Origin of the sequence: Kordia antarctica, from assembly GCF_009901525.1 — a bacterium.
GTDB lineage: Bacteria > Bacteroidota > Bacteroidia > Flavobacteriales > Flavobacteriaceae > Kordia > Kordia antarctica.
This window is the reverse complement of record NZ_CP019288.1, coordinates 2800993-2818638: the sequence shown is the minus strand read 5'-3', so window position 1 is coordinate 2818638 and position 17646 is coordinate 2800993. Positions and strand designations below refer to the sequence as shown.

13 protein-coding genes and 1 tRNA gene are annotated in these 17646 nt (G+C 33.2%); 11 read left to right on the top strand and 3 right to left on the bottom strand.

Annotated elements, in window-relative coordinates; translation table 11 throughout:
* Nucleotides 1–229 precede the first annotated feature (229 nt).
* The gene (locus IMCC3317_RS11680) at nucleotides 230–2179 is read left to right on the top strand and encodes a tetratricopeptide repeat-containing sensor histidine kinase (protein WP_160129678.1); all 1950 of its coding nucleotides are present in this window, start codon (nucleotides 230–232) and stop codon (nucleotides 2177–2179) included.
* 25 nt (nucleotides 2180–2204) lie between these two features.
* Nucleotides 2205–2957, top strand: a complete 753-nt coding sequence (locus tag IMCC3317_RS11675; RefSeq protein WP_160129677.1) for a LytR/AlgR family response regulator transcription factor — start codon at nucleotides 2205–2207, stop codon at nucleotides 2955–2957.
* Nucleotides 2958–3056: 99 nt separating this feature from the next.
* On the opposite strand, the gene IMCC3317_RS11670 is transcribed toward IMCC3317_RS11675, so the two are convergent.
* A tRNA-Phe gene (locus IMCC3317_RS11670) sits at nucleotides 3057–3129 on the bottom strand.
* A 98-nt stretch (nucleotides 3130–3227) separates the two neighbouring features.
* Here IMCC3317_RS11670 and IMCC3317_RS11665 point away from each other — a divergent pair.
* From IMCC3317_RS11665 to IMCC3317_RS11635, 7 genes are all read left to right on the top strand, one after another.
* Complete coding sequence (locus tag IMCC3317_RS11665; protein ID WP_160129676.1) at nucleotides 3228–3965, top strand: type III pantothenate kinase; 738 nt, start codon at nucleotides 3228–3230, stop codon at nucleotides 3963–3965.
* A complete protein-coding gene (locus tag IMCC3317_RS11660; protein ID WP_160129675.1) occupies nucleotides 3958–5271 on the top strand; it encodes an outer membrane protein transport protein in 1314 nt (437 codons plus the stop codon). Before IMCC3317_RS11665 ends, IMCC3317_RS11660 begins: the two co-directional genes overlap by 8 nt.
* A gap of 19 nt (nucleotides 5272–5290) precedes the next feature.
* A complete protein-coding gene (locus IMCC3317_RS11655) occupies nucleotides 5291–6673 on the top strand; it encodes a hypothetical protein (protein WP_160129674.1) in 1383 nt (460 codons plus the stop codon).
* Between the two features lies 1 nt (nucleotide 6674).
* Nucleotides 6675–7247, top strand: a complete 573-nt coding sequence (gene lptC / locus IMCC3317_RS11650; protein WP_160129673.1) for an LPS export ABC transporter periplasmic protein LptC — start codon at nucleotides 6675–6677, stop codon at nucleotides 7245–7247.
* Between the two features lie 31 nt (nucleotides 7248–7278).
* Nucleotides 7279–7470 (top strand): hypothetical protein, encoded by a 192-nt coding sequence (locus IMCC3317_RS11645; RefSeq protein WP_160129672.1) that lies wholly within the window; start codon nucleotides 7279–7281, stop codon nucleotides 7468–7470.
* A complete protein-coding gene (locus IMCC3317_RS11640; RefSeq protein ID WP_160129671.1) occupies nucleotides 7471–8745 on the top strand; it encodes a hemolysin family protein in 1275 nt (424 codons plus the stop codon).
* Between the two features lie 97 nt (nucleotides 8746–8842).
* Nucleotides 8843–10945: a peptidylprolyl isomerase gene (locus IMCC3317_RS11635; protein WP_160129670.1), complete on the top strand. Its 2103-nt coding sequence runs from the start codon at nucleotides 8843–8845 to the stop codon at nucleotides 10943–10945.
* 480 nt (nucleotides 10946–11425) lie between these two features.
* Here the strand turns inward: IMCC3317_RS11635 and IMCC3317_RS11630 are convergent, their stop codons facing one another.
* Together IMCC3317_RS11630 and IMCC3317_RS11625 are read right to left on the bottom strand one after the other, a co-directional pair.
* The gene (locus IMCC3317_RS11630; RefSeq protein ID WP_160129669.1) at nucleotides 11426–12343 is read right to left on the bottom strand and encodes a GYDIA family GHMP kinase; all 918 of its coding nucleotides are present in this window, start codon (nucleotides 12341–12343) and stop codon (nucleotides 11426–11428) included.
* Nucleotides 12343–13668: a hydroxymethylglutaryl-CoA reductase, degradative gene (locus IMCC3317_RS11625; protein WP_160131911.1), complete on the bottom strand. Its 1326-nt coding sequence runs from the start codon at nucleotides 13666–13668 to the stop codon at nucleotides 12343–12345. The genes IMCC3317_RS11630 and IMCC3317_RS11625 overlap by 1 nt, the downstream gene beginning before the upstream one ends.
* A 314-nt stretch (nucleotides 13669–13982) precedes the next feature.
* Between IMCC3317_RS11625 and IMCC3317_RS11620 the strand changes: the two genes are divergently transcribed.
* Both IMCC3317_RS11620 and IMCC3317_RS11615 read left to right on the top strand, forming a co-directional pair.
* Entirely contained in the window at nucleotides 13983–16172 is a 2190-nt protein-coding gene (locus tag IMCC3317_RS11620; RefSeq protein ID WP_160129668.1) for a S9 family peptidase, read from the top strand.
* Between the two features lie 36 nt (nucleotides 16173–16208).
* Complete coding sequence (locus IMCC3317_RS11615; protein WP_160129667.1) at nucleotides 16209–17633, top strand: peptide MFS transporter; 1425 nt, start codon at nucleotides 16209–16211, stop codon at nucleotides 17631–17633.
* Nucleotides 17634–17646: the final 13 nt, after the last annotated feature.

The window sequence follows — 17646 nt, the reverse complement described above, 5'->3', positions numbered from 1 at the left end:
CACCAATCAAAGCCAAACTATTGTAAGTAGTTTGGCTTTACATGACTTTCGTATTGAAAGTTATATTGTTTCCAAAAGAAAAGATATATTTAACAAAATTAAGCCAATAATCAACCAGTTTATGAGAACATTTTTTCTTTCCCTTTTTTGTTTTTTGAGTGTGCAAATCCTTTTTTCGCAACAGCAAGAAGTTTCAACAGATAGCTTACAAAAACTTGCCACAAAATATATGTGCAGGTCCATCAGTGCTTCTGATTCTATTGCGAACATTCTTTTGCAAAAATCCAAACTTTTAAACGATGTAAATATAGAAGCGTATGCAACTAATGTGCTTGGGAGAAACTTACTTTGTCAAGGAAAACCAGACGAAGCAATTCTGCTTTTTGTGAAATCGTGCAGTATTTATAAGGTGACAAAAAATGAGCGTGATTATGTAGCACCACTAAATAATCTTGCGACGGCAAATCGGTTGAAATCTGATTTTAAAAAAGCAAAAATATATTCCGCTGAATTATTGCTTTTAGGACAAAATTTAAAAAACGATACAGTCATTGCGCAAGCGTACGCTGGTTATAGTGGAATATATGCGACTCAGATGTTGGCAGATTCTACGGCTATTTATGGTGAAAAAGCACTTGAAATTTCTAAAAGATTACAATTGGACGATCTTACTTGGAAAATTACAGTAACCTTAGGTGGTGCTTTTTTCAATGATGAAAATTTTGAGCCAGCACTTAGTTATTTTTTAGAGGTAATTCCGTTATTGGAAAAGAAAAAAGACATTCGGAATTTAGCATTGGTATATAACAATATTGGGAGTAGTTATTCAGCTTTGAAAGATTCTGAAAAATCAATTAGTGCACATAAAAAAAGTATAGCATATGCTGAACAAGCCAATTATTTGCATGTAGAATTGGTCAACTATTCGGGATTAGGACATGTGTATTCTGACATTGATGATTATGAAACTTCTAATATAAATTATTTAAAAACATTAGAATTATTAGAGAAACTCAATATTCCAAGTATTAAAGCAGATGTGTTTTCTAATTTAACAAATAACTATTACAAACAAGGAGATTTTGCAAAAGCTATTGCGCAAGGAGAGAAAGCTATTGCGTACACCAAAGAAAATGCTTTTGAAAAGAAAGAAATGGAGACGTATAATTATATGTATCAAATACATAGAGATTTAGGAAACTCCAAAAAAGCATTGGAATATTTAGAGCTTTTCAATGGATTGAAAGAAAAACTCGCTGAAAATGAAGAAGCGCAAGTCATCAAAGATTTAGATGCAAAATACAAAGTAAATCAATTAAAAAATGATAGAGAACTATTAGAGAAAAAACTAGAAATAAGCAACTTAACAAGTCAGCGAAACTCCTATTTATTAATCTTTTCTGTCATTGCTTTATTCTTATTAATTGCGGCGGCACTTTTATATTACAGTAGAATGAAAGTGAAAAAGAAAGAAGAATTATTAGCGTTAGAATTGCAAGAAACACAAAAGCGATTGACCTTAGAAAAGCAATATCGAAAATCTGAAATCAAAACCTTGCGGAGTCAAATGAATCCGCATTTTATCTTCAATGCGTTGAATTCGATTCAAGATTATATCATTCAGAATGAACAAAAATTGGCAAGAACGTATTTAGTCAAATTTTCACGATTAATTCGAATGTATTTAGAACACAGTCAGCAAGATAGTGTAAGTTTAATGGAAGAATTAACAGCGTTAGAACTCTATTTAGAACTCGAAAAAGCACGTTTTGAAGATTCATTTACATATGAAATTGAATCCGCAGATATTACAAATGCAGAAACGATTCAGTTGCCATCATTTTTAGTGCAGCCGTACGTAGAAAATGCTATAAAACATGGTTTATTACATCGAAAAGAAAACAAACAATTACACATTTCATTTGAGTTAGATGCAACAGGAAAATTTTTACTTTGCACGATAAAAGACAACGGAATTGGGCGAGAAGCTTCTGCGGAAATCAATAGCAGAAAACTATTCAAGCCAAAATCGTTTTCTAGTGAAGCGAATGACAAACGGATTGAATTGCTCAACAAAACGAGAAATCATCCAATAGAACTGCAAATAAACGATATTTTAAGTGTTGATAAGGAAGTAGTAGGAACAATTGTTTGCATTAAAATTCCGTTGACAGTTTGATTTCTAGAAATAAAAGAAAACACGTATGAAAGCTATATTGATTGATGATGAAAAGAAGGCAAGAAACGTATTGCGAACGTTATTGGTAGAAGAATGTCCGGAAATTACGGAAATTCAAGAAGCTGCTGATTTACTATCAGGCGTAGAAATTATTAAAAGATGTAAACCAGATATTGTATTTCTAGACATTGAAATGCCTGAATATTCAGGATTGGAAATACTGCATTTCTTCAAAAAAGAAAACATCACATTTCAAATTATTTTTACAACTGCATACAACAAATATGCAATTGAAGCTTTTAAAATTGAAGCTATTGATTATTTATTAAAACCAATTGATGATGCGGAATTAAAAAATGCAGTTTCAAAAGCGCAAACCGCTATTAAAAAGAACAATATTGTCGAAAAATTGAATGGAATTGAAAAAATATTCAATCAGATTTCCTTAAACAAAATTGCGCTTGAAGTTCCAAAAGGAATTATGTTTGTTTCGTATGATGATATCATATTTTTTGAAGCAGATGGCGTGTATACGAAAGTATATTTAAAAAACAGCAAACCGCGACTTATAAGTAAAACACTCAAGTATTTTGCGCAACAATTAGAAGATAAGCCTATTTTTTATCGAACGCATCGTTCCTATTTAATCAATCTGAAATTCATGAGTGAAGTTGTAAAAAAAGATGGTTTGCATGTAGTTTTAGACAATAATAAAACGATTCCTATTGCCAGAGATAAAAAAGAAGAATTTTTAGCACTTATTGGAAGTTTCTTTTGAAATAGATTGAACTTCTTTAAAATAACTTTTCTAAAAAAAAACTACAAAACAAAAAACCCTTGAAAAGACAGTGTCTATCAAGGGTTAACATTTTTTTAGTGGTGCCTCCAGGAATCGAACCAGGGACACAAGGATTTTCAGTCCTTTGCTCTACCAACTGAGCTAAGGCACCATTGCCAAATGCGGATGCAAATATAAGCGTTTTTTAAACTTCACAAAACTATTTTGCAAAAAAAACGTTTCTTACTTTTGCAATGTTTAAAATATAGTATGAATTTAATTGTAGATGCAGGAAATACATATGTAAAAGTTGCTGTTTTTCAGGGAGATAAAATGCTGTCTCATGAAAGCTTCAAGAAAGAAGTATTTCAAAAAAAAATTAAAAAAAGTTTGGAAACGTTCCCAGAAATTGATCAAATCATCACTTCTTCAGTAACAAAGCTGTCTGATGATACACAACAATTTTTAGAAAACTTAGCAATAAAAGTTAGGAAGCTTACGCATGAAACCAACGTGCCTTTTGAGAATAAGTATGCTACGCCAGAAACTTTAGGTGTAGATCGTATTGCATTAGTTGTTGCCGCGGTAACACAATATCCAAAAACCAATGTGCTTGTCATTGATGCAGGAACTTGCATTACATACGATTTTAAAACCAGCGACGAAACATATTTAGGTGGCGCAATTTCGCCAGGAATACAACTTAGATACAAAACTTTGAACCTTTTAACGGCAAATCTTCCCTTATTGGAACCAAAAATGCCGGAAAATTACATTGGAAACTCAACTGAAAATGCAATTCACTCCGGAGTAACTTTAGGTGTAATTACCGAAATTGATGGCGTAATTGAGCGATATAAAGGACAATTTGCACATTTAACAGTTATTTTAACAGGCGGCGACACTAATTTCTTGGCTAAAAGGTTAAAAAATACCATATTTGCCAATTCGAAATTCTTGTTAGAAGGATTGAATAATATTTTAGAATATAATAGATATAATGATTAGAAAGTTTTTAGGAGTATCAATTTTGTTGTTTTTCTGTCAAATAAGTATTGCACAGCAAGGAACATCTTCCCCGTATTCGTTCTTAGGAATTGGAGACTTGAAGTTCAAAGGAACATCAGAAAACCGAAGTATGGCAGGAATGAGTGTCTATTCAGATAGTATTCATTTAAACCTACAGAATCCAGCGGCGTTTGGAAATTTAAAATTCACAACGTATACGCTTGGAGCAAGTTATAGCCAACTAAAGTTGAAAAGTTCAGCAGGAACTGACAAAGGTTCGTCGTCTGCTTTAGACTATTTAGCGATAGGATTTCCAATTTCTAAAAAAATGGGTATTGGGTTTGGAGTGTTGCCTTTCAGTTCGGTAGGATATAATTTTGAAGGAATTGGCGAGACAGGAATTGCTTCTGCGCCAAACAAATTTGCACAATACGAAGGAGAAGGCGGATTGAACTCCGTATTCCTATCATTAGGATATAAAATAACCAAAAAATTCTCTCTTGGAGCCACAGCAAACTACAACTTTGGTAACATTAAAAATCAAAACACAGAATTTTTAGGTGAATTAAATGACGAAGGTCAGTTTGTAAGAACATTAAATTATGGAACACGTTCTAATGATGAATCTAAACTTAGCGGACTTAGTTTTAACTTAGGTGCTTACTACAAAACAAAATTTAACGAAAAACTATCGTTGACAACATCACTTACGTTTTCGCCAAAATCTAATATTAATTCAACAAACTCACGTCAATTATCAGCATTAAACATTTCTGGAACTGGCGGCGCAATTATTAGCTCAGGACAAATAGACGAGATTGAATTAGGAGATAAAAGAAAAACAGAACTTGCACTTCCAACAAAATTAGCTTTTGGAGCTGGACTAGGGCAAAAAAACAAGTGGTTTGCAGGATTAGAATATACGCTGCTACATAATAGTGATTTCGGAAATGATTTCACAACTATTGAAAACGTAAACTACGATAACGGATCAAAATTAGCAATTGGAGGATTTTATATTCCAAAATACAATTCTTTCACAAGTTATTGGGAACGAGTTACATATAGAGCAGGAATTCGATATGAAGACTCAGGAATAATGGTGCGTAACGAAAACATAAACGACTTTGGCATATCTTTTGGACTAGGATTACCTGTGGGACGATCATTATCAAATTTGAATGTTGGTTTTGAGTTCGGAAAAAGAGGAACTACTGACTCAGGACTGATCAAAGAAAATTATGCAAACTTCCACTTAAGTTTATCACTGAATGATAAATGGTTTATTAAAAGAAAATATAATTAAACAATAAAATACTAAAGACATGAAGAATACAATTACATTATTTATTGCTGGATTGTTTGCAATGACGAGTTTCACAACTTTAAATGCTCAAGACTGTCAAACAAAATTGTCTTTATTTGCAGAAAATGTAAAGGCGAAAAATTATAAAGATGCAGCACCACAACTTGCTGAATTGAGAAAGAATTGTCCAACGATTAACTCCGCAATTTATGCATATGGAGAAAGAATCTATAAAGACAACATAAAAAACGCAACTACAGAAGCTGCAAAAAAAGCAGAAGCTCAAGAATTAATCCAATTATATAAAGATAGATTGGCAAATGTTCCTGACAAAACGAAAGACGGTGATATCTTATCTGATATTGGAAACTTAATGATTGAATACAAAATTGGTTCTGAAAAAGAACAATATGATGTATTTGATAAAGCTTTCAAAACAGACTTAGTAAACTTCAATAATCCAAAATCATTATACTTGTATTTTGAATTATACTATAATATGTATAAATCAGGAAACAAAGGAATACAATTGGAAAACTTAATTGAGAAGTACGAAGAATTAACTGAAAAGTTTGAATCTGAAAGTGAAAGATTGGCTATTACGAAAAATGAAATCATCAAGAAAATAGATGCTGGTGAAGAATTATCTTCTAAAGAAAAAAGAAGTGAAAGAATTGCAGATACAAACATAAACGCAATTGCCATCTTCTCAGGAAATATGGAATCTTTAATAGAAAGAGAATCTACTTGTGAAACCTTAATTCCATTATTTAGAAAAAACTTTGACCAAAATAGAAACAATTCACTTTGGTTAAAAAGAGCAGCAGGAAGATTAGATTCTAAAGGATGTGATGAAGATCCATTATTCGTAGAATTAGTAGAAGCAGTTGATGCTTTAGAGCCATCTGCAAACTCTAAAAGATACTTGTCTGGAATCTATGCAAAAAAAGGAAATACAGCGAAAGCTGATGAGTACTTAAAATTATCTTTGAGTATGGAAACTGATCCTATTAGAAAAGGAAAGTTACTATATAAAATTGCTGACAAGGCTAAGAAAAGTGGTCAGAAATCAAAAGCAAGACAATATTATTTAGAAGCTGTTCAAAACAATCCATCATTAGGAAGTGCGTACTTAAAAATTGCACAACTATACGCTTCAAGTGTAAACCAATGTGGAAATGATGAGTTCACAAAAAGAGCTGGTTATTGGAAAGCTGCTGAAATGGCAAGAAAAGCTGGACAAGTTGATCCATCATTAAGTAGTATTGCAAACAGAACGGTAAGTTCGTACATGCAATCTGCGCCAAGCAAGTCTCAAATCTTTACTAAAGGATACAAAGGAGGAGAATCAATTCCATTGAACTGTTGGATTGGTGGAAGCGTTCGAGTTCCAAGTTTATAAAATGAAACAACATACAAAACATATTTTACAAATCATTGTCATAGCGTTTGCTGTGACAATGATTTTTTCATGTCAGGACAACTATAGTGAAATCCAAAAGCTTTCATATACAAAGCGTTTTCCTGTTGGTGAAGCTGAAAATATGTTTTTAGTATATACGGACTCTGGAAAAGTAAAATCTACGCTTAGAAGTCCTTACAATAAAGATTTTTCGAATCAAAAATTTCCATTCATGGAATTTCCAAATGGAATAATTTTAAACTTTTTTGACGAGAATAATAACAAAAGTGTTGTAACTTCAGACTATGCAATTTTGTATAGTGACACAAGATTAGTAGATTTACAAGGAAATGTGGTATTAACCACGCATGACGGAAACGTCTTAGAAGCGCCACAATTGTATTGGGATCAAGACAAAGAATGGATTTTTACTGAAAGAGAATTCAAGTGGAGTAACGAACACGGCGTATTATTACAAGGAACCAACGGAATCGATTTCAATAAGAATTTGACCATAATAGATGCACATGAAATCTATGACAGTACAATTCCAATTGAGGAAAAAGACAAATAAAAAGTAACACAAACTAACAAAATCAAAAGCTGTGAAAATTTTAAGCTATACACAATACGTATACCTCATTATAGCTGCATTATCTATTTATAAAATAATAGAATTGTGGAATGATGGGACAGAATCTTACATATTTATCGGGTTTGCCGTAGTTTCACTATTTATGTTTTTCTTTAGAAGACATTACGGTAAAAAATTTGAAGAGCGAAAAAAACAAGAATAAATGGACGCACAGTTGCTTATTATTATAACGGCATTACTGTTTTCAGCTTTCTTCTCCGGAATGGAAATTGCGTACGTTTCCGCGAACAAAATTCACATCGAATTAGAGAAAAAGCAAGATGGAATTCTTGCTAAAATCTTAAAACGACTTACCTTAAGGCCTTCTAAATTCATTGCAACAATGCTTGTTGGAAACAATGTCGCATTAGTAATCTATGGTTTTTTTATGGGCGAATTGGTCGTAAATTGGGTTCATGAAACTTGGCTAAATCAATACATTACGTCCGACTATGAATTGCTTTTTCAAACCATCATTTCAACGTTGGTAATATTATTTACGGCAGAATTTTTGCCAAAAGTATTCTTTCAGATATACGCAAACAAACTGCTCAAGTTTTTGGCATTGCCTGCTTACATTTTCTATCAACTATTTTGGGTGATCTCAGAATTTGTAATGTGGATTTCGAATGTTGTGCTGCGAAAATTTTTCAAAACAGAAGGAGATGAAGTGCAATTGGAATTCAGTAAAATAGAACTTGGTGATTATATTACCGAGCAAATGGAAGCCAAACACCAAGATGAAGATATAGACTCAGAAATTCAAATATTTCAAAATGCACTTGAATTTTCCGCCGTAAAAACGCGTGAAGTAATGATTCCAAGAACGGAAATCGTTGCCATAGAACTTCGAGAAACTACTAAAAGCTTAGCCAAACTCTTCTCCGAAACAGGATATTCTAAAGTATTGGTTTACAAAACGAACATTGACGATATTATCGGATATGTACATTCGTTTGAACTCTTCAAAAAACCAAAAACCATTCGTAGCATTGTATTACCTGTTGTATTTGTGCCAGAAGCAATGTTGGCTAATGACGTATTAAACGTATTGACAAAAAAGCATAAAAGTATTGCAGTTGTGTTGGATGAATATGGCGGAACTTCCGGAATTGTGACCGTAGAAGACATTGTAGAAGAATTATTTGGAGAAATAGAAGACGAACATGATGTGACTGCATTACTCGAAAAACGCATTAGCGAAAACGAATATTTATTTTCTGCGCGATTAGAAGTAGATTATATCAATGAAACCTACAAACTCAACCTTATTAATAGTGAAAACTACGAGACTTTAGGTGGTTTAATAGTAGGCGTAACGGAGGAAATTCCTGAAAAAGATGAGGTTATTATCATTGACAATTTAAAGTTTACAATTGTTGAAGTTTCTAACACAAAAATAGATACGATTCAATTAGAAATTCTATCAGAAGATTAAAATCCCTAAAATAAACGAATTAATACGTGGTTCTTCTTTTATTATTTGACAGGAAATTGTACTTTCGCCCACTGAATTTCATAAAATTAGAACATAAATGGCAATTCTTGCAAAAATTAGACAACGTACATTAGTCCTTATCCTAATCATTGGATTGGCTTTATTTGCTTTCGTAATTTCGGATGTATTTAATAACAACGATAGTGGACAAAAATTACCAAACGAAATAGGAACTGTAAACGGAGAGAGTATTCCTTTAAGAAACTTCCAAAACCAAGTAGAACGTGGTATGGCAATTTCTAGAGGTAGTCAAACTACGATGCAAGTAGCAAATACTATTTGGGATGAAGAAGTGCGAAACGTACTAATTACACAACAATTAGACGAATTAGGGATTACGATAGAAAAAGATCAAATCTGGAATATCCTTATTACAAGTCCTCAAATTATAAACAGCGAACAATTCAAAGATGAATCGGGTGTTTTTGTTGAAGGAAAGTTGAGAGAATATATCAACAATCTTGAAGCTACCAAAAATAATGATGATGCTAAAAAAGCTGAATATCAAAATTGGATCGCTACAGAACAGTATGTAATTAGAGAAGCTAAAAAAGCTTTGTATTATAATTTAGTGCAAGCAGGTTCAATAGCAACCGTGAAAGAAGGTGAATTGGCATATCGTGCAGAGAACGACAAAGTAACGTTCAAATATGTGCAAATTCCATATACTTCAATTGTAGATTCATTGGTTGAAATCAGAAAAAGTGATGTTCAAAAATATATTGACAATCACAAATCAAGATTTGCAGTAAAAGAATCAAGAGACATTCAATATGTATACTTTCCAGAAACGCCTTCAAAATCTGACGAAGACGAAGTGAAAAAAACTGTGAACAATTTCAAAGAAGGATTTGCAGAAGCTGAAGATGCTACTGCATTCGTAAATGAAAACACAGAAACAACCGAAGTTGTAAAGTTTACATACAAAAGCCAATTGCCTGCAGAAATTGCAGAAAATGTAATGGGAATGGAAGTTGGAGATGTATTTGGACCTTATAAAGTTGGGAATCAATACAAAATTTCTAAATTGGTTGAAACGAAACAATTACCAGATTCTGTAAAAAGCAGACACATTTTGATTCGTTTTGCAGGTTCAGCAGGATCTGACCCAAGTTTAGCAAAAACAAAAGAACAAGCAAAAAAACAAGCGGATAGTATCTTAACGATTATAAAAAGAAGCAAATCTAAATTTGCTGATATCGCAAAAGTAATGTCTGATGACACTTCTAAAGATAAAGGTGGAGATTTAGGTTGGTTTAATAGCAATACAGGATTAACACCAACATTCAAAGATTTCGTATTCGAAAAAGAAGTTGGCGCAATAGGCGTTGTAGAATCTCCTTTTGGATTCCACGTTATTGAAATTCAAGAACAAAAAAATCAGCAAAAAGTAGTAAAACTTGCAACAATCAATAAAGAAGTAGAAATAACTGCTCAAACAATAGATGACTTATTTACAACTTCTTCAAAATTTGAATCTGAAGCAGGAAAATCTGATGACGCATTTGTAGAAGTAGCAACAACAAACAACTACAAAGTAAATCCAGTATTCAAAATGAAAGAATTGGATACAGGAATCTCTGGTTTGCAAGAACAGCGTCAAGTTGTACGTTGGACATTTGAAGAAGATACCAAAGTTGGTGACATCAGACGTTTCCCAGTAGGAAGTGGATTCATCATCGTACAAATAACTGCAAAACATGCGGCAGGAACAATATCAGTAGAAGAAGCATCAGGAACAGTAATTTCGATTCTAAGAAACGAGAAAAAAGCTGAAATGATTAAAGCTAACAACTCAGCAACTACATTAGATGCACTTGCAGCAGCAAATGGTAAAACGGCACAACAAGCGACTTCATTATCAATGGTAGCGCCAATTATTCCTGGAGCAGGTGAAGAGCGAAAAGTAGTTGGAGCTGCATTTGCATTAGACAAAGGAGCAACTTCTGGCTTAATTACTGGAAAAACTGGTGTATACATGATTGAAGTTGTAGAGAAGACGCTGGCGCCAGCAAAAGACAGTTACTTAACAGAAAGAAGTAACGTAAGCAATCAAAGAAGTGCAAACGCTAAAAATGCTGTATTTGAAGCATTAAAAAGTGCATCTGAAATTACAGATAACAGAGGCGTATTTTACTAAACCTCAAATAACATAACATTCTAATTTTAGAATGATCAAAAAAACCTGTGAAATTGACTTTACAGGTTTTTTTATGATTTTATTTAAAATGTCTCGATGTCTATTTTACAATTCAATTTTTAAGTAAGTCTTGTTTCTTGACTCTAAAAACGTGAGTTCGACATAAGTTTACTCAAATAAAATTTTGAACAGATTCCTAAAAGAAGTGCTAAGTATTTAATTTTCATTTTATTATTTTCGTTTTCTTTGCTCGCACAAAGAAAAGAAACAAAAGAAAGTGCGCTTTTCCAGAGGTATTTTTAGTTTTTCTTTTTGAAAAAAACTAAAACCGCATGAATTTTTCTAAATTTTCTCCAAGGATTCGAAAATTCTTAACGAAAAACCCCTGCTATACTGCGGAAAAGACAAAAAATACTCTGAAATTTTATATCGAACTCAGGTTAAAAGCGAATTGTGTTGAGCGAAGTCGAAGTAAACGATCTAAAATCTTTTATCAGACAACATCATTTTATCAAAAGGAATCACAGTTTCATATCCTTTCTTTTCAAAATAAGCTTTTGTATCATCATTTCCTGTCGCTAATATAAAATCGCCGCCCCAAGCGCCCAAACTTTTAACTTGACCAAAATAATCGGCAAACAAACGTTCTTGCACTGGCGTTTCTTGAATAATATCTGCAATAATTTGTTCGTGTTCTTTTAATAATAATTCAAAATCGATTAAAGAAGTACTTGAAATTAGTTCAGTAGTAATCGCATTAATCACTTTAATTTCGTTGTTAATTTTCCCTTTTCGAGCATTATAAGTAGCAATGGCGTTTCTACTATTTTGTTTTTTGTTTAAATGTACAAAGTATAACTGATTGCTAAACGAAGGCGAAAACCGAACTTCCGTAACTTTTGGTTGTTGTTGATTGATCTCATAAATAATTGGCGAGTTACTTCTTGCGCAAGCAATATCATAACCACTTCCTTTAAAAGCATTCCAAAGTAACGTGTACGGATTCACATTTGCCCAAAGCGCAATAGTATGAATTAAGGTGGAAGAAGAACCTAATCCCCAATTTCTTGGGAAAGTTAACGTGGTTTGTATTTGATAACCATTTGTATCTGCAAGAAACTTCGGATTTAACCGTTTTGCTTCTACTAAAAGATTGTTTAATGTTTGAGAAACTTCATCAGTATATATAGTTTCAGAAGAAATTGTATCCAAATTGAAGTCATATTGAAACCAAATAGTTCCTATTGAATCGACACTTTTCCAAATCAGTTTTGGTTCATCAATTGGTATCACAGTTAGCTTTTGTCCATACGTTGTTGGAATGGCGAGTGCTTTTGCGCCATCTAAAACGACATATTCGCCAGTGATCAATAATTTTCCATTCCCATAAAAATCCATTATGCTTGAGCTGTTTTATGCGCATTAAAAGCATTTACAACCGCGCTATGTGTAACAGTTTTGTCTTTAAAGAAATTGATAAAATGTTTCTTTTCAACTTCTGTTGCTTCCAGTTGATTCAAAATATTGACCAAATGCATTTTCATATGACCTTTTTGAATTCCTGTCGTCACTAATGAACGAATCGCGGCAAAATTCTGCGCCAATCCTGCAACAGCAACAACTTGCATCAATTCTTTGGCGTTTGGTTTTCCTAACATTTCCAACGCTAATTTCACTAAAGGATGCAAAGATGTCAAACCGCCAACAGTTCCTAAAGACAATGGAATTTCAATCCAAAACTTAAAAATACCGTCTTTTACTTCGGCGTGCGTTAAGCTAGAATAACGTCCATCTTTTGCGGCGTACGCGTGAATTCCAGCTTCTACAGCTCTAAAATCATTTCCTGTGGCAAGTACAACGGCATCAATTCCGTTCATAATTCCTTTATTATGTGTCACAGCACGATATGGTTCTATTTTGGCAATTTGAATAGCGCGCACAAACTTATTTGCAAACTCCTCTGCATCAATCGAATCACTTTTAACTAACGAATTTACTGGACAACTTACTTCGGCCTTTACCAAGCAATTTGGAACGTAATTCGAAAGAATGCTCATCACAATCTGAATATTTTTCTCTTTTTCAGAAAAAGCTTCAAATGATTTTGCGCCGTCTTCAAACGTTTTTGCAAACTGCTCCAAACACGAATTTATAAAATTTGCGCCCATAGAATCTACGGTTTCAAACGTGCAATGCAGTTGAAAATAACCGTCGAGTTCTTGGGTTTTATCGCGCAATATGATATCTGTAATTCCGCCGCCACGTTTGTCCATATTTTGCGTAATATGTTTTGTGGAAGCGAATAATGCTGATTTAATTGAATTAAAATAATTGTGTAGTTTTTCAGTCGAGCCGAAATACATAAAGTGAACTTGACCTACTTTTTCAGTACTTAATACGGTTGCTTTAAATCCACCACGATCTAGCCAAAACTTTGCGGCTTTACTAGCGGCAGCAACTACGGAACTTTCCTCAATTGCCATTGGAATGACGTATAATTGATCATTAATCAAAAAATTAGGCGCAATTCCTAGCGGAAGATAAAAATTAGAGATCGTATTTTCAATAAACTCATCGTGTAGCTTTTGAAGTTTTTCGTCTGAATTCCAATACTTTTTTAAGGTATTTATAACTGCTTCATCACTATGAAAATAGGTATTCACAAGCCATTCAATCTTTTTGTTTTTGGAAAGTTTAGAAAATCCAACAATTGGAGCAATCATAAAATAGGGTTTATCCATTCGGTTCACGGCAAAGATACGCAATGAAATAGTAACAATTTTAATCCTAAACTGCTAAAGTATAGCTTGAAAACGAGGCTTATTATGTGGAATATGTTTAGAGTTTACTATTTTTTAGCACATTTAAGATAAACTGAATGTAAATAATGCCTTGAAAGAATCATTTTTTCTCAATTATAATTTAAGGTTCGATTTTTGTGCTACTTGCTTGATATTTGTATATTGTCAGCCTTATCATAATAAATTACTTAAAATAATACGCTTTCAATACGTATATTCTTAAAAACTCAGCACGAATGAAATTAAAATATGTTTTTCTTTTTGTCTTCTTAGGATTAGCCAATATTACAATGGCACAACAAAAAGAAATTACGCTAGAAGAAATTTGGGGAGAAGAGAAAGCTTTCTCTACAAAAGGAATGGATGTGTTACATTCCATGAACAATGGATTACAATACACAGTTTTAAATACAAACAAAGAAGAAAAAACAGCTTCTGTTGATAAATACGATTACAAAACACTTCAAAAAGTAGAAACGATTGTTGCTTCGACAGCATTAAATATAGAAGAAGCATTTTCGTCTTATAGTTTTAATGCTGATGAAAGCAAAATGATTCTGGCAACCGAAGTAGAACCCGTATTTAGAAGATCGCGCTTAGGAATTTATTACGTGTACGATATCGCTTCAAAAAAAATAACAAAAATTTCAGATAATAAAATACAAGAGCCAACCTTTTCTCCTAATGGAAAAAAGGTTGCTTTCGTTTATGAAAACAATATTTATGTAAAAGATTTGCAATCTGGCGCAGGAAGTCAAATCACCACAGATGGTGTAAAAAATAAAATCATTAATGGTGTGACGGATTGGGTTTATGAAGAAGAATTTGGATTTGTACGCGCTTTTCAGTGGAATGCGGCGAGTGATCATATTGCATTTATTCGTTTTGACGAAACGGAAGTTCCAGAGTTTTCAATGGACGTTTACGGAAGTGAATTATATCCGCAACAACACGTTTTCAAATATCCAAAAGCAGGAGAGAAAAATGCAGAAGTTTCATTGTATTTATATAGTTTAAATGCTGGAAAAACTTCAGAAATAAACTTAAGTAATTATACTGATTTTTACATTCCACGAATTGAATGGACAAACGATCCGGCGGTTTTGAGTGTGCAAGTTATCAATAGACATCAAAATAAGTTGGATTTGATTCTATACAACGCAGCGACAAATCAAAAATCAATTGTTATCAGAGAAACTGACAAAGCATACATTGATGTTACGGATAACTTAACGTTTTTGGCTGATAATAGTTTCATTTGGACAAGCGAAAAAGACGGATTCAATCACATCTATCATTATAAAAAAGATGGTAAACTAATCAACCAAGTAACAAAAGGACTTTGGGAAGTAACTAATTATTATGGTTATGATGAAGATTCTGATCGTGTATTCTATCAATCGGTAGAAAATGGTTCTGTGAACAGAGATATCTATTCCATCAAAATTAACGGAAAGAAAAAGCAACGACTTTCTACTAAAGAAGGAACAAACAGTGCTAAATTTAGTGCAAACTTTACCTATTACATCAATACATTTTCAAGTGTAACAACGCCGCCAGAATATTCATTGCATTTGGCAAAGAATGGGAAGTTGGAAAAAGAAATCAAAAACAATGCAGATGTAAAAGAAAAATTAGGCAACTACAAAATTTCTCTTAAAGAATTCTTTACGTTGACAACAGCTAAAGGTCATGCCTTAAACGCTTGGATGATAAAACCAGCAGATTTTGACGCTTCAAAAAAATATCCAGTATTCATGTATCAATATTCGGGTCCAGGTTCGCAACAAGTTGCCAACAAATGGAACAGCGCAAATGATTATTGGTATCAACTATTAGCACAAAAAGGAATGATTATTGTGTGTGTTGATGGACGCGGAACAGGATTTAAAGGTTCGGACTTTAAAAAAGTAACGTATAAAGAATTAGGTAAATACGAAGTAGAAGATCAAATTGATGCTGCTATTGAACTCGGAAAGCGTTCGTATGTTGATAAAGATCGCATTGGAATTTGGGGATGGAGTTACGGAGGATTTATGTCGAGTAACTGTATTTTAAAAGGAAACGACGTATTTAGTATGGCAATTGCGGTTGCTCCAGTTACAAGCTGGCGTTTTTATGATACAATTTACACCGAACGTTACATGCAAACGCCACAAGAAAACGCGAGTGGTTATGATGAAAATTCGCCAATAAATCATGTTGAAAAACTAAAAGGTGATTACTTATTAGTTCATGGAACAGGAGATGATAACGTACACGTACAAAACACAATGCGTATGATTGATGCGTTAATCAAAGCCAACAAACAATTTGATTGGATGATTTATCCAGATAAAAATCATGGAATTACAGGAGGAAACACGCGTTTGCATTTGTATAATAAAATGACAATATTTATTGAAAATACATTGCTAAAAAAATAATTTCAAAAATCACACTAACCCAAACTATTTAATATAATGACAAACTCAGTAAAACAAGCTCATCAAAAAGAGCTATTTGGACATCCAGTAGGACTGTATGTATTATTCTTCACAGAAATGTGGGAACGTTTTTCGTACTATGGAATGCGAGCAATCTTAGTATTATATCTTGTAGCACAAACACAAGGCGATAACGGAGGATTAGGTTGGACAAATGGAGAAGCTTTAGCGCTTTACGGATGGTATACAATGTTAGTATATGTTGCATCAATTCCTGGTGGATGGATTGCAGATAAATTTTTAGGACAAAAGAAATCTGTACTTTATGGAGGAATTTTGTTAGTTGCTGGACACAGTATTTTAGCAGTTGAAGAAATGTGGGCATTTTATACAGGTTTAGGACTCATCATTGCTGGTGTTGGAATGTTAAAGCCAAATATCTCAACGATGGTAGGTGGATTATATAAGCAAGGAGATATTCGAAGAGATAAAGGATTTACAATCTTTTATATCGGAATCAATGTGGGAGCTTTTTTATCAAGTTTAATTGTTGGATATGTTGGAGAAGTACACGGATGGCACTACGGATTTGGATTAGCAGGTATTGGAATGGCGTTAGGATTGATACAATATTTAGTTGGGCAAAAATACCTACAACATGTTGGAAACTTCTTAGGATCATCTGAAGATTTGGCTGAAAAAGAGGCAATGAAAAAGCCTTTAACGAAGATTGAAAAAGACAGAGTTGTCGTATTATTTATATCATTCTTATTGGTAATTGTATTTTGGGGAGCTTTTGAGCAAGCAGGAGGATTAATGAACCTTTATGCTGCTGATAAAACAAACAGATTATTAATGGGTTGGGAAGTGCCAGCTTCATGGTTTCAGTCATTAAATGCAATGTTTATTATCTTCTTAGGAACATTAGTTGCAGGATATTGGGCATCAAGAAAATTAAAAGGGAAAATTTCTACCTCATTATTCAAAATGATTCTCGGGTTGATCATTATGGGAACAGGATTCTTTTTTATGACAGCTGCAGCTGCAGAATTTAACAGTAATGGCCCAATTGAAAATGGTGTTGGAGGTTCAGCAATGTACTGGTTAGTATTAGCATACTTATTCCATACTATTGGAGAATTATGTATTTCGCCAGTTGCCTTATCATATATTACAAAATTAGCACCGCTAAAATATGCATCCTTGATGATGGGTGTATATTTTGCAATGACTGGTTTTGGAAATAAATTAGCAGGACTTCTTGGAGAAGCCTCTGAAAATTTAGGAGAATATACAATCTTTACAGGGATTGCTATATTCTGTGTTGTATTTGGATTATTAGTTATGTTATTCAGAAAGAAACTAGAAACGTTAACGCATGGTGCTGAAGACAACGAAAGAGACATCAATGACGATCTTACGGAAGGTTTCGAACTAGCAGATACAGATCTCAAATCATAAACTAAAAAGCGAC